Here is a 22167-nt window from a genome sequence, read left to right on the forward strand (position 1 = left end):
CCCGCCGAGCCCGCCGAGCCCCCGGCCCCCACGCCAGCCCCACCGCAGCTGCAGCTGCGGCTACGGGTGCCGGCCGGGATACCGCCCATCGCCGAGCGCGCGGCGTCGGGCCGCCGGGCCGGGCTCCGGTCCCCACGGCGGTCCGCGCGCCCCGTCGGCGGGCCGTCCGGGCGGCCCGGGCACGGCGGGCACGGCCGGCCCGCCGACGGCGGCATGCGCCGGCCGGCGGTCCGATGGTGAGCGCGGGCCCGCTCGGGCCGGGGACCTCCCCGGCGACGGGCCACGGCCAGGGCGTGGTCCTACACCCGGCCGAACCGCTCACCGCGCTCGCGCACGGCATCGGCTCCCAGCACGATCTGCCGATCTCTCCCTTCTACGCCTTCGCCGGGGCCTTCGCCGCGTTGTTCGTCTCCTTCCTCGCGCTCGGCCTGCTCTGGTCCACATCCCGCTTCCGCGGAGAGCACTCGGGCCTCGCCCTGCCCGGCGCCCTCCAGCGGGTGGCCGACGCGCCGGCCACCCGAACCACCCTGCGCGGGCTGGGACTCGCCGCCGCGCTCTTCGTCCTGCTCCACCTCCTCCTCGGTCCCGACGACCCCGCGCGCAACCCCGCTCCCGGAGCCGTCTACGTCCTCCTCTGGGTCGGACTCGTGCCCGCCTCCCTCCTCCTCGGCCCCGTCTGGCGCCTGCTCAACCCGCTGCGCGCCCTGCACCGCCTGCTCTCCAGGGCCCTGCGCCGCCCCGGTACCGGCCACCACCCCCTCCCCGCCCGGCTCGGGCTGTGGCCCGCTGCCGCCGGGCTCTTCGCCTTCACCTGGCTCGAACTCGTCGCACCTGAGCCCGCATCCACCACCACCCTCCTGATCGCGCTCGCCACCTACACCACCGCCCACATGCTGCTCGCCGCCCGCTACGGCGAGAGCTGGTTCACCGACGGCGACGCCTTCGAGGCGTACTCCGCCCTCCTCGCCCGCCTCTCCCCCCTCGGCCGCCGCGGTGACGGCCGCCTCGCCCTGCGCAACCCCTTCCACGGACTCGACGCGACGCCCGAGCGGCCCGGACTCGTCGCCACCGTCTGCGTCCTGCTCGGGTCCACCGCATACGACGGCTTTTCCGACAACCCCTCCTGGATCAACACCCTTCAGACCTCCCCCCTCGGCCGCACCCCCACGGCCACACTCGGACTGCTCGGCTCCATCGCCCTCGTCGCCGCCCTCTACTGCTTGTGCGCCGCGGCCACCCGCCTCGTCAGCGGCCCGCACCCCGGCCCGCTGACCGCCTTCGCGCACTCACTCGTGCCGATCGCCCTCGGCTATCTCATCGCCCACTACTTCTCCCTCCTGGTAGTCGAAGGACCACGCACGGTAAGCATGGCACTCGGCACTGACAACGCCCCAGAACCCGCTCCACCGCTGGGCTCCGGCGGCCTCGCCGCCCTCCAGGTCATCGCCGTCGTCACCGGCCACGTCCTCGGTGTGGTCGCCGCCCACGACCGTTCCGTACGCCTCTTCCCGCCCGCGAAAGCGGTGGCCGGACAGCTGCCGCTGCTCACGCTGATGATCACCTACACGATCGGTGGCCTCAGCCTCCTGCTGAACTGAGGCCCCCGCCCGCCCCGGAAGCGAGGAGCGGCATGATGGACCCCGTGCCTCCCGCCCACTCCCTGCGCCGTGCGCCGATCCAGCAGCGCAGCGCCGACCGCCTCGCCCGGATCCTCGACGCCTGCGCCGAACTGCTCGACGAGACCGGGTACGAGAACCTCAGCACCCGCGCCGTCGCCCAGCGTGCCGGAGTGCCGATCGGCTCCGTCTACCGCTTCTTCGGCAACAAGCGGGCCATGGCCATCGCCCTCGCCCACCGCAACCTGGACCGTTACGCCGAAGGCATCGCGGACCGCCTCGCCGGCCTCCCCGCCACCCACTGGCGGCCGGTGGTGGACGCCGTACTGGATGAGTACCTGGCGATGAAGCGCGGCGTGCCCGGTTTCGCGCTCGTCGACTTCGGCGTGCCCGCGCCGCCGGCCGACGACCCCGAAGGCGACCCCAACCACCAGGTCGCCGCCCGGCTGACCGAACTGCTCTCCGCGCATCTCGGCCTGACCCCCGACGCCTCGCTGGAGCGCGCGGTCCTCGTCGCCGTCGAGGCGACCGACGCGCTGATCCAACTGGCCTTCCGCACCGACCCGGCCGGGGACCCCGGCATCGTCGCCGAGACCCGCGCGATGATGCACGCGTACCTGGCCCGCGTACTCGACTGAGCCCGCGCTTCCGCACCCGCTCCCGGGCCCACCGCCTCCTTCCGGGCGCCGGCCCCCGCCTTCCCCTCGTGCCGCCGCCGCGCACGCCCTCGCCACCGTGCCTACCGGTCGGTATGCTCGGTGCTCCCCGCAAGCCCGTCCCGCCGCCTGCCGCCGCCCTGGAGGGCCCATGCCCCGCACCGCCCTGCGCGTCTGCCCCTTCTGCGAAGCCACTTGCGGCCTCACCCTCACCATTGAAGGCACCACGGTCACGGGCGCCCGCGGAGACCGCGACGACGTCTTCAGCCGCGGCTTCATCTGCCCCAAGGGCGCCGCCTTCGGGCAGATCGACGCCGACCCCGACCGCCTGCGCACCCCCCTCGTCCGCCGTGACGGCCGGCTCCAAGAGGCCACATGGGAGGAGGCCTACGACGCCATCGCCGCCGCCGTACCCGACCTGGTCCGGGAGTACGGGCCCCAGTCCGTCGGCGTGGTCCTCGGCAACCCGAACGTGCACACCATGGCCGGCGCCCTCTACCCGCCGCTCCTCCTCAAGGCCCTCGGCACCCGCAACCTCTTCACCGCCAGCACGCTCGACCAGATGCCCAAACACGTCTCCAGTGGATTCCTCTTCGGCGACCCCCTGGCCATCCCGGTCCCCGACCTCGACCGGACGGACTTCCTGCTGCTCCTGGGTGCCAACCCGGTCGAGTCCAACGGCTCCCTCTGCACGGCCCCCGACTTCCCCGGCCGGCTCAAAGCCCTGCGCGCCCGCGGCGGCACCCTCGTCGTCGTCGATCCGCGCCGCACCCGCACGGCCGCCCTCGCCGACCTGCACCTCGCACCGCGCCCCGGCAGTGACGTGCTCCTGCTCGCCGCCCTCGCGCACACCCTGCTCGCCGAGCGGCTCGCCGCCCCCGGCGGCCTGGAGGAACACGTCGAAGGACTCGGGGAACTCGGCGCCGCCCTCGCGAGTTTCACTCCTGAGGCCGTCGCACCCGCCTGCGACCTCACGGCCGACGAGATCCGCAGCCTCGCCCGCGAGCTCGCCGCCGCGCCCACCGCCGCCGTCTACGGGCGGATCGGCAGCTGCACCGTCGAGCACGGCACGCTCGCCAGCTGGCTCGTCGACGTACTGAACATCCTCACCGGCAACCTCGACCGGCCCGGCGGAGCCCTCTTCCCGCTCTCCGCCACCGACCGCACGCCCCGGCCGGCCGGTCCCGGCAAGGGCTTCACGGTGGGCCGCTGGCACAGCCGGGTCAGCGGCCACCCCGAGGCCAAGAGCGAACTGCCCATCGCAGCACTGGCCGAGGAGATCGAAACGCCGGGGGAGGGGCGGATCCGCACCCTGATCGCCATCGCCGCCAACCCCGTCCTCTCCGCACCCGACGGCGACCGCCTCGACCGGGCGCTGGCCGGCCTCGACTTCATGGTCTCGGTCGACCCGTACCTGAACGAGACCTCCCGTCACGCCCACGTCGTGCTGCCCCCGCCGCCGCCCGCGCAGAGCGCGCACTTCGACTTCGCGTTCAACGCCTTCGCCGTACGCAACCAGGCCCGCTACTCGCCGCCCGCCATCCCCTTGGAGGAGGGGCGGATGGACGAGTGCGAGATCCACGCGCGCCTGATCCTCGCCGTGTCAGGTCTGCACGGTGCCCCGCCGGAGGCCGTCGACGAGCGCGTCATCGACGACACCCTCGCCCGGGCCGTCACCGACGCGCACTCGCCGCTGCACGGCGCCGACCCGGCCGCGCAGGCGCTCCGGTTGACGGGTGGCACCGGTCCGGAGCGGAGGTTGGACCTGATGCTGCGTCTGGGACCGTACGAGCTGGGCCTGGAAGACTTGCTGAAGGCGCCGCACGGCATCGACCTGGGCCCGCTGCGGCCCCGGCTCCCGCAGGTGCTGAGGACGCGCAGCGGCAGGATCGAGCTGCTCCCGGATCCGATCGCGGCCGAGCTCCCCGCGCTGCGCGCGACGCTCGCCGACCGTCCCGCCGCCCTGGTGCTCGTGGGCCGCCGCCACCTGCGGTCCAACAACAGCTGGTTGCACAACGTCCCGGCCCTCACCGGAGGTTCCAACCGCTGCACCCTCCACGTCCATCCGCGGGACGCGGCCCGGCTGGGTCTCACCGACGGGGGGCGGGCCAGGATCGCCGCCGACGGCGGAAGCCTGGAGGTACCCGTCGAGGTGACCGACGCCGTCCGCACAGGAGTGGTCAGCCTCCCGCACGGCTGGGGCCACGACCGCGCCGGCGCCCGCCTCGGCGTGGCGTCCGCGGCGCCCGGAGCCAACGTCAACCAGCTCCTCGACGGCACCCGGCTCGACCGGCTCTCCGGCACTGCCGTGCTCAACGCCTTCCCCGTCGAGCTGACACCCTTGCCCTGAGCTGGGGTTTTGCTCGTATTGCTCACGCGTCGACGTCTTGTTGGCGAAAGGAGGCGGCACCTACCTTCCCCCCATGCTGACCTTCCTCGGCTTCGCCATGATCGCGACCTTCCTGGTCCTGATCATGATGAAGAAAATGTCGCCCATCGCGGCGCTCGTCCTCATCCCCGCACTGTTCTGCGTGTTCGCCGGAAAGGGCGCACACCTCGGCGACTACGTCATCGAAGGCGTCGGCAAGCTCGCACCGACCGCCGCCATGCTGATGTTCGCCATCGTCTACTTCGGCCTGATGATCGACGTCGGCCTCTTCGACCCGATCGTCCGGGGCATTCTGCGCTTCTGCAAGGCCGACCCGGTGCGCGTCGTGGTCGGCACGGCCGTCCTCGCCGCGATCGTCTCGCTCGACGGCGACGGATCGACCACCTTCATGATCACCGTCTCCGCCATGTACCCGCTCTACAAGCGGCTCGGCCTCAGCCTGGTGGTCATGACGGGCGTCGCGGCCACGGCCAACGGCGTGATGAACACCCTGCCCTGGGGCGGCCCCACGGCCCGCGCCGCGACCGCCCTCAAACTCGACGCCGCCGACATCTTCGTCCCGATGATCCCGGCCCTCGCGGTGGGTCTGCTCTTCGTGTTCGCCCTGGCGTACTTCCTCGGCCTGCGGGAACGCCGTCGCGTCGGAATGCTGACGCTGCCCGGCCGGACAGCCCCCGGGGACGTCGAGGACGTCGAGGACACCGAGGACGTCGAAGAGGAGCTGGTCGGGGCCGCCGCCGGGAGCGGCGCCCAGTCGGTTTCCGCCGGTTCCGCCGGTTCCGCCGCGGCGGGGGCGGCCGACGGGCCGGCGCCCGCTGCGCCCTCGACTTCCACCTCCACTCCTGCCGCGGGCCCCGGCGTCGCCCCCGAGGACGGGTTCCAGGGCCTCGACCCCCACCGGCCCACGCTGCGGCCCCGCCTCTACTGGTTCAACGCCGGCCTCACCGTCGCCCTCCTCGCCGCGATGATCACTGAGTTGCTGCCCATCCCGGTGCTGTTCCTGCTCGGCGCCGCCCTCGCCCTCACGGTCAACTTCCCGCACATGCCCGACCAGAGGGCCCGGATCGCCGCCCACGCCGACAACGTCCTCAACGTCGCCGGCATGGTCTTCGCCGCCGCCGTGTTCACCGGGGTCCTCACCGGTACGGGCATGGTCAAGCACATGGCCGACTGGCTGGTCGGCGCCATCCCCGAGGGCATGGGCCCGCACATGGCACTGGTGACCGGCCTGCTCAGCCTGCCGCTCACCTACTTCATGTCCAACGACGGCTTCTACTTCGGGGTCCTGCCCGTCCTGGCCGAGGCCGGCGCCGCCCACGGGGTCTCCCCGCTCGAGATCGCCCGCGCCTCCCTCGTCGGCCAGGCGCTGCACATGTCGAGCCCGCTGGTTCCGGCCGTGTACGTCCTCGTGGGCATGGCCAGGGTCGAGTTCGGCGACCACACCCGCTTCACCGTGAAGTGGGCGGCCCTCACCTCGCTCGTCGTCCTCGTGGCAGGGATGCTTTTCGGCATCATCTGATTCCGACAGCCCCTGGCCGACAAAAACTACCGCCGCTAGTTTGTAGGGTGGCGGGGAGGTCGGATCCACGCGCACGTGCGGTACTCGGGAGGAATGCCATGAAGGCCCAGGACGGGATGTACATCGACGGCGCATGGCGGCCCGCCGTCGGAACCGGCCGGATCGAGGTCGTCAACCCCGCCGACGGAGAGGTCATCGCCCAGGTCCCGGCCGGCAACGAAGAGGACGTGGACGCGGCCGTACGCGCCGCCCGTGCGGCCCTGCCCGGCTGGGCGGCCACGCCGCCGGCCGAGCGGGCCGCCCTGATCGGCGCACTCCGCGACGCGCTGCAGGCCCGCAAGGGCGAGTTGACGCAGACCGTCACCGCCGAGCTCGGCGCCCCGCTCGGCTTCGCCAAGGCGGTCCACGTCGGCTCGTCCATCGCCGTCGTCTCCTCCTACATCGAACTCGCCGCCTCGTACGCCTTCGAGGAGCGGATCGGGAACTCCACCGTCCTGATGGAGCCGGTCGGTGTGGTCGGGGCCATCACGCCCTGGAACTACCCGCTCTACCAAGTCGTTGCAAAGGTGGCACCCGCTCTCGCCGCCGGCTGCACCCTCGTCCTCAAGCCGGCGGAGGACACCCCGCTGACCGCACAGCTTTTCGCCGAAGCCGTGCACGAGGCGGGGATCCCGGCCGGGGTCTTCAACCTGGTGACCGGCACCGGCCCGGTCGCGGGCCAGGCCCTGGCCGCCCACGAGGGAGTCGACTTCGTCTCCTTCACCGGCTCGACCGCCGTCGGCAAGCAGGTCGGAGCCACCGCCGGCGCGGCCGTCAAGCGCGTCGCCCTCGAACTGGGCGGCAAGTCGGCGAACGTCATCCTGCCCGGAGCCGACCTGCCCAAGGCCGTCGCAGCGGGCGTCGGCCACGTCATGAACAACACCGGCCAGAGCTGCAACGCGCTCACCCGGATGCTCGTCCACCGGGACCAGTACGAGGAGGCCGTCGCGCTGGCGGTCGCCGCCGTCGCCGACCACCCCATCGGCGACCCCCGCACGGCGGGCACCCGCGTCGGCCCCGTCGTCAACGCCAAGCAGCACGAGCGCGTCCGCGGCTTCATCGCCAAGGGTGTGGAGGAGGGCGCGCGCCTGGTCGCCGGCGGGCCGGACGCGCCGTACGAGCACGGGTACTTCGTCGCGCCGACCGTGTTCGCCGACGTGACCCCCGACATGGCCATCGCGCAGGAGGAGATCTTCGGCCCGGTGCTGTCGATCCTCGCGTACGAGGACGAGGAGGAGGCCCTGCGCATCGCCAACGGCACCGTCTACGGCCTGGGCGGCGCCGTCTGGGCCGCGGACGAGGAGACGGCCGCGGCCTTCGCGCGCCGCATGGACACCGGGCAGGTGGACATCAACGGCGGCCGCTACAACATCCTCGCGCCCTTCGGCGGCCACAAGCAGTCGGGCGTCGGCCGCGAGCTGGGCCCCCACGGCCTGGCGGAGTACCTCCAGACAAAGTCCCTGCAGTTCTGAAGACGCCGAACACGCCGAACCAGACGAACACGCCGAAGCCGCCCCAGCACCGGAAAGTCGAGACGACGCCCATGGTCCGCGCCGCCATCCTGCCCGCCGTCGGAGCACCGCTGGAGATAAGGGAGATCGTGCTGCCCGATCCCGGCCCCGGGCAGGTCCGCGTCAGGCTGGCCGCGGCCGGCGTCTGCCACTCGGACCTCTCCCTCACCAACGGCACCATGCGGGTCCCCGTGCCCGCCGTCCTCGGCCACGAGGGCGCCGGCACGGTCCTCGCCGTCGGTGAAGGCGTCACCCACGTCGCCCCCGGCGACGGCGTGGTGCTCAACTGGGCCCCGTCCTGCGGGAAGTGCCACCACTGCACCATCGGCGAGGTCTGGCTCTGCGCGACGGCGCTCGCCGGGGTCGGTGACGTCTACGCACACGACACGCAGGGCACGGCACTGCACCCCGGGCTGAACGTGGCCGCCTTCGCCGAGGAGACCGTCGTCGCGGCCAACTGCGTGCTGCCCGCACCCGCCGGGATCCCGCTCACCGAGGCCGCCCTGCTCGGCTGCGCCGTCCTCACCGGCTACGGGGCCGTCCACCACAGCGCCCAGGTCCGCCCGGGCGAGTCGGTGGCCGTCTTCGGAGTCGGCGGGGTCGGCCTGGCCGCGCTCCAGGCCGCCCGGATCGCGCAGGCGGGTCCGGTCGTCGCCGTCGACGTCTCGCCGGCCAAGGAGGAACTGGCGCGCGCGGCCGGGGCCACCGATTTCGTGCTCGCATCGGACACCACCGCCCGGCAGATCCGTGCGCTGACCGGCGGGCACGGCGCGGACGTCGCCGTCGAGTGCGTGGGCCGCGCAGACACCATCCGCGGCGCCTGGGAGTCGACCCGCCGCGGCGGCCGCACCACGGTCGTCGGCATCGGCGGCAAGGAGCAGCAGGTCACCTTCCACGCCCTGGAGATCTTCCACTTCGCCCGCACCCTCACCGGCTGCGTCTACGGCAACAGCGACCCCGCCCGCGACCTGCCGGTGATCGCCGAACACGTCCGCACGGGCCGCCTCGACCTGGGCGCCCTCGTCACCGACCGCATCACCCTCGACGGCATCCCGGCCGCGTTCGACGCCATGCTGGCAGGCAAGGGCGGCCGCTCCCTCGTCATCTTCTAGGGGAGTCCTGACGCTCGGGCCGGATCATGCAGGATCGGCCGGGTCATGCCGGGCTCGGGCCGGGTCATGCCGGCCTGGGGCCGGATGAGCCGGCCGCGCCGGCAGGCCGGCCCGGCCGGCTCAGGCGCCCCGGTTCGCGTGCGTCAGAGCTTCGTACTGCAGGGCCAGGCCGTCCAGCAGCGCCTCCAGGCCCGTCTCGAACGCGCCCTCGTCCACCTCGCGCTGCCGCTCCGCCAGCAGGTGGGCCTGGCCCAGGTGCGGGTAGTCCGCCGGGTCGTACGCCGCTCGGTCGTCGACGAAACCCCGGGCGAAGGAAGCCACCGCCGAGCCCAGGATGAAGTACCGCATCAGCGCACCGATCCGGGTCGCCTGCGCCGCCGGCCACCCGGCCTGCGTCATCGCGCCGAACACCGCGTCCGCCAGCCGGAGCCCGGCCGGGCGTCGCCCGGGACCGCGGGCCAGCACGGGCACGATGTTGGGATGGTCCGCGAGGGCGTCCCGGTACGAGTGCGCCCACGCGTGCAGGGCCGCCCGCCAGTCCTGCCCGCCGTCGAACATCGACAAGTCGACTCGCGAGCTCACCGCGTCCGCCACCGCGTCCAGGATCTCGTCCTTGGTGCGGAAGTGGTTGTAGAGCGAGGGCCCGCTGACGCCGAGCGCGGCCGCCAGCCGCCGGGTCGACACCGCTTCCAGCCCCTCCGCGTCGACGAGCGCCCCGGCCGCCTCGACGATCCGGTCCCGGCTGAGAAGGGGCTTGCGCGGTCTGGCCATGCGCCACATAGTAGGGCCTGCCCCTGAAAAACTACCGGTGCTAGTTAAATCAGCGCCGGCCGCCCCCGCCACACACCACCCGCCCACGCCACGCACCACCCGCCAGAGGAGGTTCCGGTGAATCTTGAGCTGAGCGAGGAGCAGAGCGCAGTACGCCGGCTCGCCCGCGAGTTCGCCGAGCGCGAGATCGTCCCGTACGCCGCCGAGTGGGACCGCGCCGAGAGCGTGGACCGGGCCGTGGTGAAGAAGCTGGGCGCGCTCGGTTTCCTCGGCCTGACCGTCCCCGAGGAGTACGGCGGTTCCGGCGGCGACCACCTCGCCTACGTCCTGGTCACCGAGGAGCTCGGCCGCGCCGACTCCGCCGTGCGCGGGATCGTCTCGGTCTCCCTCGGCCTGGTCGCGAAGACGATCGCCGCCTGGGGGACCGAGGAGCACAAGCGCGCCTGGCTGCCGCGCCTGTGCTCCGGCGACGCGCTCGGCTGCTTCGGGCTGACCGAGCCCGGCACCGGCTCCGACGCCGCGAACCTCACCACCCGCGCCGTGCGCGAGGGGGACTCGTACGTCCTCCACGGGAACAAGATGTTCATCAGCAACGGCACCTGGGCCGACGTCGTGCTGCTCTTCGCCCGCACCGGCGAGGAACCGGGCGAACCGGCCCACCGCGGGATCTCCGCCTTCCTCGTCCCCGCCGACGCCCCCGGCCTGACGCGCCGCGAGGTCCACGGCAAGCTCGGCCTGCGCGGCCAGGCCACCGCCGAACTCGCCCTCGACGGGGTCCGCGTGCCCGCCTCCGCGATGCTCGGCCCGGAGGGCAAGGGCTTCTCGGTGGCGATGTCCGCGCTCGCCAAGGGCCGCATGTCGGTCGCTGCCGGCTGCGTCGGGATCGCACAGGCCGCCCTGGACGCGGCCGTCTCGTACGCCGCCCACCGCGAGCAGTTCGGCAAGCCCATCGCCCACCACCAGCTGGTCCAGGAACTCATCGCCGACATCTCGGTCGACGTGGACGCGGCCCGGATGCTGACCTGGCGCGTCGCGGACCTCATTGACCGCGGGCGGCCCTTCGCCACCGAGTCCTCCACCGCCAAGCTCTTCGCCTCCGAGGCCGCAGTGCGCGCCGCCGGCAACGCCCTCCAGGTGCACGGCGGCTACGGATACATCGACGAGTACCCGACCGGGAAGCTGCTGCGCGACGCCCGCGTGGCGACCCTGTACGAGGGCACCAGCCAGATCCAGAAACTCCTCATCGGCCGTGCCCTCACCGGGGTTTCGGCCTTCTAGAGCGCCCCGGTGCCCGGCACCCCGGTGCCCGGCGCCCCGGTGCCCGGCGCCCCACGGGTTGAGTACCCGTATGAGTACGCGTGCGCATGCGCTCCGCCCCGCCGCGGCCCGATGCTCGACGCATGAACGAGACACCGGTCAAGCAGCAGAGCACGGGGGCGTACTACGGACAGGCCGTCGCCTCCTTCGCCATCGCCCTCATCGCCGTGGCCGTGGGGATCTACCGCCTGGACGCCGACGGCTGGGTCCGCGCCTTCCTCGGGATCGCGGTCCTCTACCTCACCACCTCCGCCTTCACCCTCGCCAAGGTGATCCGCGACCGCCAGGAGGTCACGCAGATCGTCAGCCGAGTGGATCAGGCCAGAATGGAGAAGATCATGGCCGAGTACGATCCGTTCGCGCCGAAGTAGCCCCCTGGCCGAAGCGACCGGCCCGAGAACGCTAAGCGCTTGCTCACCCGCCCTGTAGGGTGTTCACTCCCGAATAGTGAAGAGGTGAGTGGGCGATGGACAGCGCGGAGGACACGGCCGAGGGCTACCGACCGTGGTCCGAGGTCACCCCGGACGCCGCACGGCGGCTGCTCGTCGCCGCCGTCGACGCCTTCGCCGAGCGCGGCTACCACGCCACCACCACCCGCGACATCGCGGGCCGCGCCGGCATGAGCCCGGCCGCGCTCTACATCCACTACAAAACCAAGGAAGAGCTGCTCCACCGGATCAGCCGCATCGGGCACGACAAGGCCCTCGACATCCTCACCAACGCCGCCGACGGCCCCGGCTGCGCCGCCGAGCGCCTCGACGCCGCCGTGCGGTCCTTCGTACGGTGGCACGCCGCGCACCACACCACCGCGCGCGTGGTCCAGTACGAGCTCGACGCCCTCGCCCCGGAGCACCGCTCCGAGATCGTGGCGCTGCGCCGGCAGAGCGACGCCGCCGTCCGCCGCATCCTCGCCGACGGGGTCGCGGCGGGGGAGTTCGACGTCCCCGACGTGCCGGGCACCACCCTCGCCGTCCTGTCGCTGTGCATCGACGTGGCCCGCTGGTTCAGCGCGGCCGGACAGCGCACGCCCGACGAGGTCGGCGCGCTCTACGCCGACCTCGTACTGCGCATGGTGGGGGCGCGGCCGCGCCCTCAGAAGTAGTAGCGGGACACCGACTCCGCCACGCACACCGGCTTCTCGCCGCCCTCGCGTTCCACCGTCACCGTGGCCGTGACCTGTACGCCGCCACCCGCCTCCGCGACCTCCGTGATCACGGCGGTGGCGCGCAGCCGCGAACCGACCGGCACCGTCGCCGGGAAACGGACCTTGTTCGTCCCGTAGTTGAGGCCCATCCGCATGCCCTCGACCCGCATGACCTGCGGCACCAGGCTGGGCAGCAGCGACAGGGTCAGGTAGCCGTGCGCGATGGTGGAGCCGAAGGGGCCCGTCGCGGCGCGCTCCGGGTCCACGTGGATCCACTGGTGGTCGCCGGTGGCGTCCGCGAAGAGGTCGATCCGCTTCTGGTCCACCTCCAGCCACCCGCTCGGACCGAGCGGTTCGCCGATCCCGGCGTGCAGTTCCTCGGCGGACGTGAAGACCCTCGGCTCGGCCATGCCTGTTCCTGTCTCTCGCGGACCACTGACTCACGGACGAATAAGCGCTTGCTCAGCATGCTGGGACCGTATGTGTATGTCAACGGACCTCCGGCTACCCTCGGCCGGGTGCCGCAGATTCCCGAGAAGGTCCACGAGCTCACCGTCGGCCAGCTGTCCGCCCGTAGTGGCGCCGCAGTGTCAGCGCTCCACTTCTACGAGGCCAAGGGCCTGATCAACAGCCGCCGCACGGCCGGCAACCAGCGCCGCTACACCCGTGACGCGCTGCGCCGGGTGGCCTTCGTACGCGCGGCCCAGCGGGTGGGCATCCCGCTCGCCAGCATCCGTGAGGCACTGGCCCGGCTCCCCGAGGAGCGCACCCCCAACCGGGAGGACTGGGCCCGCCTGTCCGAGGCCTGGCGCACCGAGCTCGACGAACGGATCAGCCGGCTCGCCCGGCTGCGCGACCACTTGACGGACTGCATCGGCTGCGGCTGCCTCTCGATGGAGACCTGCGCCCTGTCCAACCCCGACGACGTCTTCGGCGAACGGCTCACCGGCTCGCGCCTCTGACCCGCCCGCCGGCCTCACCCCTGCCGCAGCAGCAGTTCCCCGGCCGCCGTGACCAGTTCGGCGTTCGAGCGCGCCGGCCGGCCGTCCGGCAGGTGCAGCACGTCCCCCACGCCGGTCCGCGCGGCCGTGCCGCACCGGCCAGCCAGGCGTAGCGCCGGCCAGGAGGCCCCGTCGCACCCGAACAGCAGTACCGCCTCCGGCGCCAGCCCGCGCAGACCGGCCGGCAGGGCCGGCCCTGCCCCGGCCACCCGTACGTCCGGCGGCTCCTCGGCGACCTCCGCCGCCACCCGGACCCGGCCGACGCCGCCCGGGCCCCCGCCGAGTCCGCGCCCCTGCTCCCGTACCAGCCAGGCCCGCAGCCGCTCCAGCGCCTGCGGCCCGGCCGCGCCCCCGAGCGCGACCACCGCGTCCACCGCGACGCCCCGCTCCAGCAGGGCCCGCGCGAGCTCGGCCGCCCCCGGCTCCGCGAAGCGCACCACCGCCCGGTCCGGCAGTACCGTCCACGCCCGGACCCGCGCCAGCCGCTCCGCCGGATCCGGCTCGGCCCCGATGCTCGCCGGCACCGTCAGCGGCACGCCCACCCCCGCGCCCCGCAGCACCTCCAGCACCGGCCCGACCACCCGGGACGAGAGGCTCTCCCGCCCGCACGGGGTCCGCGGGTGCACCAGCACCCCACCCGCCCCGGCGGCGACGGCCCGCACCGCCGACTGAGCAAGATCCTCCGGCGACACGGGCACGGCCGGCCCGTCGGCCGCACTGCGCGAACCGTTCAGCGAGACCACCGCCAACAGGCCCGCAACGCTCACGCCGCGCCCGCCGAGGGGAAGTCCGCCAGCGCCGGTCTCGGCACCACGATCCCGCAGCCCGCGCACACCGGCCCGTCCCACGCCAGCGCCCCCGCCCACGGGCCCACCGGAGCCACCTCCGGCCACCGCAGCTCGGTGTCCCCGCAGACCGGGCACGCCGTCCCCGGCTCCGACTCCAGCGCCCGGACCAGCCGCCGCAGCACCTCGCCCAGCGCCCCCTCCGGCCGTACCCCCGGGTCTGCGCAGCGCACCACCGCGTCCCCGCTGCCGCCCCACGCCCACTCCGGCCGGCGCAGCCCGTGGTGCTTCTCCCGCCGGCGCCGTTCCGCGAACTGGCGCTCGTACTCCAGCCAGACCGTCCGCGCGTCCTCCAGCTCCTCCAGCGCGGCGACCAGCCGCAGCGGGTCGGCCCCCCGGTCCTCGGGGCCGATCCCGTGCCGGTCGCACAGGTGCCACCACGTGGCCCGGTGCCCGTAGGGCGCGAACCGTTCCAGGCAGCGGCGCAGCGAGTGGCGCCGCAGAGCCCGGTCATTGCGCGCGTCGCGCACCTGATAGGCCAGACTCCGGAATCCCGCCATCACACCATCACCTCCGCCGATGTGCCCAACATGCCCGCTCGGGTGCGGGCGCATGCGGGGGCGGACGAGGCGTGCCGGTGGCACATGGCCGGAACTCAGCGCCCCATGCGCCCCGCGGACACCACCACCCGGGCCAGTTCCTCGTGGCAGATGTCGCTGTGCGCCCCCGAGGGGGCGCCGCCGCGCCGCACCACGGAGCCCGCGTCCACGCTGACGCAACCGGCCGCGGGCACCCCGTCGCGCAGGGCGGTGTCCAGGCTCAGCCGCGGCGCTCCCGGCACCGCCCGGACCCCGTCGTGCCCGATCGCGCCCCACCGTTCGTCGAAGCCGAGCAGACCGGCCGAATCACCTGCCATGCGGGACGCCAGCGGGTAGAAGTCCTTGAGGGCGGAGTCGTGCGGGGAGTGGCAGGCCACCACCGGCCCGTCGACCCTACGGTCGAGGCCGCGCAGGGCCCCGCCGCGGTCCTTGTCGTGCGGCAGCCGGTCGGCGAAGGCGTAGTGGGAGAAGGCTCCCTGGAGCAGGGTCACGGACTTCACGTACCGGGCTCCGTCCGGCACCGCGCGCAGCGAGAAGGACACCACCCGCGCCCCGAAGCTGTGGCCGATCAGATGGAACCGCATCGCCGGACGGCCCGCCGCCAGCTCCGCCAGTACCGGGCCCAGCCCCCGCTCGCCGACCACACCCGCCCGCTTCTTCATCTTGTAGTACGTCGCCTGTCGGAGCAGTTCCTTGGCGCCGCCCCACAGGCCGCAGGGGCCCTCGCCGACCGTGAGCCGGGGCCCCTCGGCGCCGGCGGCCACGCTCCCGGTCCCGGCCACGCTCCCGGTTCCGGCCCCGGCCCCGGCCCGGGCCCCGGCCCTCGCCAGGGCGAGGGAGAGGACCCGACAGACCTCCAGCACGTCGTCCGCGAAGATCGCGGGGACCGCCGGCGCGGCCGGCGCGTGCACCGCGTCGACCCCGGCCAGCTCCCGTACGAGCGCACCGAACTCGATGAAGGCGGCCGCCGACTCCGGCTGCTCCGCCAGCAGCTCGGCAAGCCGGTCCAGCTCCGCGCGCCGGCCCGGCCAGACCCCTTCGAGCGCCTGCCGGGTGAGGGAGTCGAGGGCGCAGCCGTAGCCCGGTTCCGCGAGGGCGCCGGGCGCCTCGAAGTCGGGTATCGGCTCGTCGGAAAACCGCATCGAAGGCCACACGACACCCACGTACCCCAGCCGCACCCCCGGCCCCACCAGCGCGGGGAAGGGTGCGAAGAACCGGTCGTAGAGCCGGACCGCCGTGGACCGGTCGCTGTTCCAGCCGTGCGCGAAGACGAGCACGTCCGTGGCCTCCATCCGGGCCACCGCCCCCTGCGTGGCACGGTCCACGTCCCCTTCGGAGTCGAAGGTGAGCTCCGTGTACGGCCCCACCCCGATCCCGGACCCGGTCGCGAACCCGATCCCCTTCCCGTTCCCGACCCCATTCCCGTTCCCGACCCCGTTCCCGCTTCCGGTCCCCGTCCTGGAGCCGAATCCGCCAACGACGTCCGCCATGAGGTCCCCCTTCACGCCGTGCCTCCGGTGCGGCCAGCATCCTGCTGCGGCGCCCGCCCGGCCAGCCCCCCGGCGCGACCGCCTCAGGCGTAGAGCAGGTACTGCGCGCGCACCGCCTCGAAGCGCGCCAGCCCCGCCGCCCAGTCGCCCGCGACCTCCTCCACCCCGGCGCCGGCGTCCACCAGCGTGCGCACCCGGTCCGAGCCGGTCAGCCGGTCGATCCAGTGGTCCGCGCGCCACCCGAAGCCGCTCCACACCCGGCGCGCGGTGACCAGCAGTCCGATGCCGGCCCGCACCGGGTCGAAGGCCTCCCGGTCGTGCACGATCAGCCGGACCCCGCCGCACACCTTCCCCACGTGCTTGGAGAAGGTGGGAGTGAAGTACGCCTCCCGGAACCACACCCCGGGCAGCCCCAGCCCGTTCGCCGCCTCCGCCCAGCGCCGGTCGATCCCCTCCGCGCCCAGCACCTCGAAGGGCGTGGTCGTCCCGCGCCCCTCGGAGAGATTCGTCCCCTCGAACAGGCAGGTGCCGGCGTACGCGAGGGCCGTGTCGGGCGTCGGCATGTTCGGGCTCGGCGGCACCCACGGCAGCCCGGTCTCCCCGAAGAACGACCCGCGCCGCCATCCGGACATCGCCACCGTGGTCAGCCGGACCGGCGCGGCGCCCAGGAACTCGCCGTTGAAGAGCCGTGCCAGCTCGGCCGCCGTCATCCCGTGCGCGAGCGCGATCGGCTCCCGGCCCACGAAGCTCGCGTACGGCCGCTCCAGCACCGGCCCCGCGGCCCGCCGGCCGCCCACCGGATTCGGCCGGTCCAGGACCACCACCGCCTTGCCGGCGAGGGCGGCCGCGCGCATGCAGTCGTAGAGCGTCCAGATGTACGTGTAGAAGCGCGCCCCGACGTCCTGGATGTCGAAGACGACGGTGTCGATCCCGGCCGCCGTGAACACGTCGGCGAGCCGCTGCCCGTTCCTGTCGTACGTGTCGTACACGGGCAGCCCGGTCGCCGGGTCCCGCGAGGCCCCCTCGGAGTCGCCCGCCTGCGCCGTCCCACGGAACCCGTGCTCGGGCCCGAACACCGCGACGAGGTCGACCCGTTCGTCCGCGTGCAGCACGTCCACCAGGTGGCGGGCGTCGGAGGCGATCCCGGTGGGGTTGGTGACCACCCCCACCTTCTGCCCGGCCAGGACGGCGTACCCGTCCGCCGCCAGCCGCTCGAAGCCGGTACGCACCCGGCCCGCCGCCGGTGTCGCGCCGACCCCGGCAGTCCCGGCAGTCCCGGCAGTCCCCGCGGTCCCGCCGGTCCCGGCAGCTCCGGCGGTACCCGCCGCGCCCAAGGCGCCCCCCGCGCCCACCGCGCCGATCGATCCCACGGCCCCCGCAAGCCCCAGCACCCCGCGTCGCGACAACGTCATCCCGACACGCTAAGCACCGCACCCCTTCCGCCCCGACATACCGACTGGTTAGTCTGCCCAGATCCGCAACCGGCGGCCGTACGAGAGGTGTGATCCCGTGAGCGCGTACCAGGACCAGCGAGTCGTCGTCACCGGCGCGGGCGGCGGCATCGGCGCCGCCCTCGCCCACCGCTTCGCGGCCGAGGGCGCCACGGTCGTGGTCAACGACCTCGACCCCGCCAGGGCCGTCGCGGTCGCGGGCGAGATCGGAGCCCGGGCGATCCCGCTGCCGGGCGACGCCTCCCGGATCGTGGCCGAGGCCCGCGAGGCCCTCGGCGGAACGGTCGACGTCTACTGCGCCAACGCCGGACTCGCCTCGGGCGGTGACGCCGGCGCCGAGGAGGCCGTCTGGGAAGCGGCCTGGGACGTCAACGTCATGGCCCATGTCCGCGCCGCCCGGCTGCTGCTGCCCGACTGGCTGGAGCGGGGGAGCGGCCGCTTCGTGTCCACCGTCTCGGCCGCCGGTCTGCTGACCATGATCGGAGCGGCCCCGTACAGTGTCACCAAGCACGGTGCGCTCGCCTTCGCCGAATGGCTGTCACTGACCTACCGGCACCGCGGTGTCCAGGTCCACGCCATCTGCCCGCAAGGAGTGCGCACCGACATGCTGACCGCCGCGGGCTCGGCGGGCGAACTCGTCCTCGCACCGACCGCGATCGAGCCGGAAGCGGTCGCGGACGCGCTGTTCGACGGCATGGAGAAGGGCCGCTTCTTGATCCTCCCGCACCCCGAGGTCGCCGACTACTACGCGGTCCGCGCCACCGAACCGGACCGCTGGCTGAGCGCCATGAACCACCTCCAGCAGACATGGGAGACCCGGTGACCTCCACCTACGCCGCCCAGCCATGGCTCGGCCTGCTCTCCCCGGCCCAGCGGGCGCCCGTCGCGCCGCCGCCCACCGTCCTGCACGCCTTCCGCGAAGCCGCCGCCCGAGCCCCCGAACGCACCGCGCTCGCCTACTTCGACGGCCGGATCGGCTACGCCGAGGCCGACGCGCTCTCCGACTCCGTCGCCGGCCACCTCGCGGCGCGCGGCGTTCGGCGCGGCGACCGGGTCGCGGTCATGCTCCAGAACACCCCGCACTTCGTGCTCTCCGTCCTCGGCGTTTGGAAGGCCGGGGCCGTCGTCGTCCCCCTGAACCCCATGTACAAGGCGGGCGAGGTCGGCCACGTCCTGCGCGACTCCGGGGCCGCCGCACTCGTGTGCGACGACGGCGCGTGGACGGCGTACCTGAGGGAGGCCGTGCGGGGCAGCGCCGTGCGGAGCGTCCTGACCGCCTCGGACCGCGACTTCCAGACGCGTGACGACCCGCGGCTCTTCGCACCGCGGTCCCAGAACCCCGCCCCGGTCCGGCCCTCCGTACCGCACCAGCAGGCCGGGCCCGCGGACCACACCGCCGCCGGTCCCGCCGGCCCGCACACCGCCGGCCCGCACACCGCCGACCTCGCGTCCGTGGCCCGCCGGGGCCACCGCGCCCCGGACGGCCCGGAGCCCACCGCCGCCGACACCGCCCTCATCAGCTACACCTCCGGCACCAGCGGTACCCCCAAGGGCGCGATGAACCCGCACGGGGCGCTCACCTACAACGCCGTACGGCAGGTCACCTCCCACCCCATTGCCGAGGGCGCCGGCTACTTCGCCCTCGCGCCCCTCTTCCACATCACCGGCATGGTCTGCGAGCTCGCCGCGTGCTTCGTCAACGCCGGCACCCTCGTCATCGCCCACCGCTTCGACGCCGGCGCCGTCCTCGACGCCTTCCTGGAACACCGCCCCGCCTACACCGTCGGCCCGGCCACCGCCTTCATGGCCCTCGCCGCCCACCCCGCCGTCACCCCCGACCACTTCGCCTCCTTCCAGGTGATCTCCTCCGGCGGCGCCCCGCTCCCGCCCGCGCTCGTCGAACGCCTGCGAGCGGCCTTCGGCTTCTACCTGCGCAACGGCTACGGCCTCACGGAGTGCACCGCCCCCTGCGCCACCGTGCCCGTGCACCTCGAAGCCCCCGTCGACCCCGCCTCCGGAACCCTGTCCGTGGGCCTGCCCGGCGCCGACACGGTCGTCCGCATCCTCGACGAGGACGGGGCCGAACTCCCCATCGGCCGGACCGGCGAGATCGCCGTGCGCGGCCCCCAGGTCGTGCCCGGCTACTGGGGCCTGCCCGCCGAGACCGCCGAGGCCTTCCCGGACGGCGAACTGCGCACGGGGGACGTCGGCTTCATGGACCCGGACGGCTGGCTCTACGTGGTCGACCGCAAGAAGGACATGATCAACGCCTCCGGCTTCAAGGTCTGGCCGCGCGAGGTCGAGGACGTGCTCTACACCCACCCCGCCGTCCGCGAGGCCGCGGTGGTCGGCGTCCCCGACCCGTACCGCGGAGAGAGCGTCAAGGCGTACGTGAGCCTGCGCCCCGGCACCGCGGCCCGGCCCGAGGAGCTCTCCGCGTACTGCGCCGAGCGCCTCGCCGCGTACAAATACCCGCGCCGGGTCGAGATCCTGCCTGTCCTTCCGAAGACGACCAGTGGCAAGATCCTGCGACGGGAACTGCGCGACCGCGGCTGAAAACAGTCGGACGGTCGTACAGCTGGTCGCAGCGACCAGGCAGAACGAGAAGAGGAAGGTCAGCACCATGGCGGCCAGGACCACGGAACCCGCAGGCACGCACGAGGCCCCGGTACCGCAGCGGCTGCTGGCCGTCGCCACCCGGCTGTTCGCCGAGCGCGGCTACGACCGCACGTCCGTCCAGGAGATCGTCGAGGCGGCCGGGGTCACCAAGGGCGCGCTCTACCACTACTTCGGCTCCAAGGACGACCTGCTGCACGAGGTGTACGCGCGGATGCTGCGCCTGCAGCAGCAGCGCCTCGACGCGGTGGCCTCCTCCGACGCCCCCGTCGAGGAACGGCTGCGGGCGGCGGCCGCCGACGTGGTCGTCACCACCATCGAGAACCTCGACGACGCCATGATCTTCTTCCGGTCGATGCACCAGCTCAGCCCGGAGAAGTTCAAGCAGGTACGGGCGGAGCGCCGGCGCTACCACGAGCGCTTCCGGGCGCTGATCGAGGAGGGGCAGCGGGCCGGCGTGTTCTCCACCGCCACCCCCGCCGACCTGGTGGTGGACTACCACTTCGGGTCCGTGCACCACCTGTCCACCTGGTACCGGACCGACGGCCCGCTCACACCGCAGCAGGTCGCCGACCACCTTGCGGACCTGCTGCTGCGGGCCCTGCGGCCCTGACCGCGGCCGGGTCCAGCGAGGGGTAGTCGGTGTAGCCCTCCGGCCCCTGGACGTACATCAGGAACTCCGGCCGCACCTCGTTGAGCGGAGCGCCCGTGCGCAGCCGCTCCACGAGGTCGGGGTTGGCGAGGAAGCCGCGGCCCAGCGCGATCAGGTCGGCGCCTGCGGCCAGCAGGCGTTCGCCGCGCCGCGCGCCCCCGTCGGCCGCCACCTCCTCGCGGGAGAGCGCCGGGTTGGCGATCAGCGTGCCGGGCCAGGCCCTGCGGATCTCCCCGAAGAGCGGCAGGTCCGGATCGGCGTACACCTGGTGCAGGTAGACCGGCCCGAGCTGCGCCAGCGCCGGGATCAGCGCCCGGTAGAGCGCCCCCGTGTCGCCCTCCTCGATGCCGTTGACGTCCAGCCCGGGGGAGATCCGGACGCCGATGCGCTCCGCTCCGACGGCCTCGATCACCGCCCGCACCACCTCGACGGTGAAGCGGATGCGCCCCTCGACGGACCCGCCCCAGCCGTCGGTGCGGCGGTTGGTGTTCCCTGCGAGGAACTGGTGGAGCAGGTGGCCGTTGGCGGAGTGCACCTCCACCCCGGCGAACCCGGCCTCCAGGGCGCCGCGCGCGGCGTCCGCGAAGTCGGCGATGGTGGCCCTGACGTCCTCGTCCGTCATCTCCCGGGGCGTCACCGCGTCCCGGAGCCCGCCGGGGGTGTGCAGCGGCTCAGGGAACCGCACCGCCGACGGGGCGAGCGGGACGTGGCCGCTGGTGTCGGGGTGGCCGACCCGGCCGCCGTGCTGGAGCTGGAGGAACATCCGCCCGCCCGCCCCGTGCACGGCGTCGGTGACCCGGCGCCAGCCCGCGATCTGCGCCGGGGTGTGGATGCCGGGGATGTGGGGGTAGGTCTGGCCGACGGCGTTCGGCGTTGCCGCCTCGGCGATGATCAGACCGGCCGAGGCGCGCTGCGCGTAGTAGGCGGCCATGAGTTCGCCGGGTACGCCGTCGGCGCCGGCGCGATTGCGCGTCAGCGGGGCCATCACCAGGCGGCTGGGGAGTTCGAGGCCGCCGAGGCGGGCGGAGGAGAAGAGTCGGGATGCGGCGGTGACCCGCTGTGGCTGCGTCATGCCGGGTACCGTAAAACCTGACACTGATGTCAGATTCAAGACCTGGGGTGGACCGTGCGGATCGGGGAACTGGCGGCGCGCACCGGCGTGGGCGAGCGTTCGCTGCGCTACTACGAGGCACTGGGGCTGCTGGCCTGCGACCGTACTCCCGGCGGCCACCGGGACTTCTCCGAGCGGGCCGTCGACCGGGTCATCCGCATCCAGGAGCTCTACGCGGCCGGCCTGAACAGCGCGAAGATCGGGCAGATCCTGCCCTGCACGCGGGACGAGGACGGCGGCCCGTCGGTGCGCGCGACCCCGGCGCTGGTGGCCGAACTGGTCGGGGAGCGGGAGCGGATCGATCGGATGATCGGCGAGCTGATCCGCTCCCGCGAGGTGCTGGACGAGGTCATCGCGGCGGCGGGCCGCACCACGACGCCCTGACGGG

21 protein-coding genes are annotated in these 22167 nt (G+C 73.7%); 14 read left to right on the forward strand and 7 right to left on the reverse strand.

The window, feature by feature from the left end; translation table 11 throughout:
- Positions 1–233 precede the first annotated feature (233 nt).
- From AB0F82_RS10945 to AB0F82_RS10970, 6 genes are all read left to right on the forward strand, one after another.
- The gene (locus AB0F82_RS10945; RefSeq protein WP_362625707.1) at positions 234–1598 is read left to right on the forward strand and encodes a hypothetical protein; all 1365 of its coding nucleotides are present in this window, start codon (positions 234–236) and stop codon (positions 1596–1598) included.
- Positions 1599–1633: 35 nt separating this feature from the next.
- Positions 1634–2254, forward strand: a complete 621-nt coding sequence (locus tag AB0F82_RS10950; RefSeq protein ID WP_362626115.1) for a TetR/AcrR family transcriptional regulator — start codon at positions 1634–1636, stop codon at positions 2252–2254.
- 169 nt (positions 2255–2423) lie between these two features.
- Positions 2424–4622: a molybdopterin-dependent oxidoreductase gene (locus tag AB0F82_RS10955; RefSeq protein WP_362625709.1), complete on the forward strand. Its 2199-nt coding sequence runs from the start codon at positions 2424–2426 to the stop codon at positions 4620–4622.
- 73 nt (positions 4623–4695) lie between these two features.
- Positions 4696–6180, forward strand: coding sequence for a CitMHS family transporter (locus AB0F82_RS10960; protein ID WP_362625711.1), 1485 nt, complete (start codon positions 4696–4698; stop codon positions 6178–6180).
- A 98-nt stretch (positions 6181–6278) separates the two neighbouring features.
- On the forward strand, positions 6279–7691 hold the full coding sequence (locus AB0F82_RS10965; protein ID WP_362625713.1) for an aldehyde dehydrogenase family protein: 1413 nt from the start codon (positions 6279–6281) through the stop codon (positions 7689–7691).
- A gap of 71 nt (positions 7692–7762) precedes the next feature.
- Positions 7763–8842, forward strand: coding sequence for a Zn-dependent alcohol dehydrogenase (locus tag AB0F82_RS10970; protein WP_362625715.1), 1080 nt, complete (start codon positions 7763–7765; stop codon positions 8840–8842).
- Positions 8843–8962: 120 nt separating this feature from the next.
- Here AB0F82_RS10970 and AB0F82_RS10975 read toward each other — a convergent pair whose 3' ends face one another.
- Positions 8963–9613 carry a TetR/AcrR family transcriptional regulator gene (locus AB0F82_RS10975; RefSeq protein WP_356810838.1) on the reverse strand — a complete coding sequence of 217 codons (651 nt, stop codon included), beginning with the start codon at positions 9611–9613 and terminating at the stop codon, positions 8963–8965.
- A 117-nt stretch (positions 9614–9730) separates the two neighbouring features.
- Between AB0F82_RS10975 and AB0F82_RS10980 the strand changes: the two genes are divergently transcribed.
- The 3 genes from AB0F82_RS10980 (at position 9731) to AB0F82_RS10990 (ending at position 12032) form a co-directional block, all read left to right on the forward strand.
- A complete protein-coding gene (locus AB0F82_RS10980; RefSeq protein WP_362625717.1) occupies positions 9731–10891 on the forward strand; it encodes an acyl-CoA dehydrogenase family protein in 1161 nt (386 codons plus the stop codon).
- Between the two features lie 122 nt (positions 10892–11013).
- Positions 11014–11301 (forward strand): YiaA/YiaB family inner membrane protein, encoded by a 288-nt coding sequence (locus AB0F82_RS10985; protein WP_356810840.1) that lies wholly within the window; start codon positions 11014–11016, stop codon positions 11299–11301.
- A gap of 95 nt (positions 11302–11396) precedes the next feature.
- Positions 11397–12032 (forward strand): TetR/AcrR family transcriptional regulator, encoded by a 636-nt coding sequence (locus AB0F82_RS10990; protein ID WP_362625719.1) that lies wholly within the window; start codon positions 11397–11399, stop codon positions 12030–12032.
- Here AB0F82_RS10990 and AB0F82_RS10995 read toward each other — a convergent pair.
- Positions 12023–12484, reverse strand: coding sequence for a MaoC family dehydratase (locus tag AB0F82_RS10995; RefSeq protein WP_030901938.1), 462 nt, complete (start codon positions 12482–12484; stop codon positions 12023–12025). The genes AB0F82_RS10990 and AB0F82_RS10995 overlap by 10 nt on opposite strands.
- A 108-nt stretch (positions 12485–12592) precedes the next feature.
- Here AB0F82_RS10995 and soxR point away from each other — a divergent pair, with 108 nt between their 5' ends.
- Positions 12593–13036: a redox-sensitive transcriptional activator SoxR gene (gene soxR / locus AB0F82_RS11000; protein WP_362625721.1), complete on the forward strand. Its 444-nt coding sequence runs from the start codon at positions 12593–12595 to the stop codon at positions 13034–13036.
- A gap of 14 nt (positions 13037–13050) precedes the next feature.
- Here the strand turns inward: soxR and AB0F82_RS11005 are convergent, their stop codons facing one another.
- From AB0F82_RS11005 to AB0F82_RS11020, 4 genes are all read right to left on the reverse strand, one after another.
- A complete protein-coding gene (locus AB0F82_RS11005) occupies positions 13051–13842 on the reverse strand; it encodes a 3-keto-5-aminohexanoate cleavage protein (RefSeq protein WP_362625723.1) in 792 nt (263 codons plus the stop codon).
- Entirely contained in the window at positions 13839–14420 is a 582-nt protein-coding gene (locus AB0F82_RS11010) for a hypothetical protein (protein WP_356810844.1), read from the reverse strand. Before AB0F82_RS11010 ends, AB0F82_RS11005 begins: the two co-directional genes overlap by 4 nt.
- A 95-nt stretch (positions 14421–14515) precedes the next feature.
- Complete coding sequence (locus tag AB0F82_RS11015; protein ID WP_362625725.1) at positions 14516–15826, reverse strand: serine-threonine protein kinase; 1311 nt, start codon at positions 15824–15826, stop codon at positions 14516–14518.
- Positions 15827–16032: 206 nt separating this feature from the next.
- Complete coding sequence (locus AB0F82_RS11020) at positions 16033–17361, reverse strand: exo-beta-N-acetylmuramidase NamZ family protein (protein WP_362625727.1); 1329 nt, start codon at positions 17359–17361, stop codon at positions 16033–16035.
- A gap of 97 nt (positions 17362–17458) precedes the next feature.
- Between AB0F82_RS11020 and AB0F82_RS11025 the strand changes: the two genes are divergently transcribed.
- The 3 genes from AB0F82_RS11025 to AB0F82_RS11035 all read left to right on the forward strand — a co-directional run bounded on the left by AB0F82_RS11025 (position 17459) and on the right by AB0F82_RS11035 (position 20629).
- Positions 17459–18223 (forward strand): SDR family oxidoreductase, encoded by a 765-nt coding sequence (locus AB0F82_RS11025; protein WP_362625730.1) that lies wholly within the window; start codon positions 17459–17461, stop codon positions 18221–18223.
- A complete protein-coding gene (locus AB0F82_RS11030; RefSeq protein WP_362625733.1) occupies positions 18208–19956 on the forward strand; it encodes an AMP-binding protein in 1749 nt (582 codons plus the stop codon). The genes AB0F82_RS11025 and AB0F82_RS11030 overlap by 16 nt, the downstream gene beginning before the upstream one ends.
- Positions 19957–20023: 67 nt before the next feature.
- A complete protein-coding gene (locus tag AB0F82_RS11035) occupies positions 20024–20629 on the forward strand; it encodes a TetR/AcrR family transcriptional regulator (protein WP_356810849.1) in 606 nt (201 codons plus the stop codon).
- Here AB0F82_RS11035 and AB0F82_RS11040 read toward each other — a convergent pair.
- Positions 20568–21740 carry an alkene reductase gene (locus AB0F82_RS11040; protein WP_362625737.1) on the reverse strand — a complete coding sequence of 391 codons (1173 nt, stop codon included), beginning with the start codon at positions 21738–21740 and terminating at the stop codon, positions 20568–20570. The genes AB0F82_RS11035 and AB0F82_RS11040 overlap by 62 nt on opposite strands.
- A gap of 54 nt (positions 21741–21794) precedes the next feature.
- Here AB0F82_RS11040 and AB0F82_RS11045 point away from each other — a divergent pair, with 54 nt between their 5' ends.
- Positions 21795–22163, forward strand: coding sequence for a MerR family transcriptional regulator (locus tag AB0F82_RS11045; protein ID WP_362625740.1), 369 nt, complete (start codon positions 21795–21797; stop codon positions 22161–22163).
- Positions 22164–22167 lie beyond the last annotated feature (4 nt).

Origin of the sequence: Streptomyces virginiae (genome assembly GCF_040638905.1) — a bacterium.
In the GTDB taxonomy this organism is placed as follows: Bacteria; Actinomycetota; Actinomycetes; order Streptomycetales; family Streptomycetaceae; genus Streptomyces; species Streptomyces virginiae_B.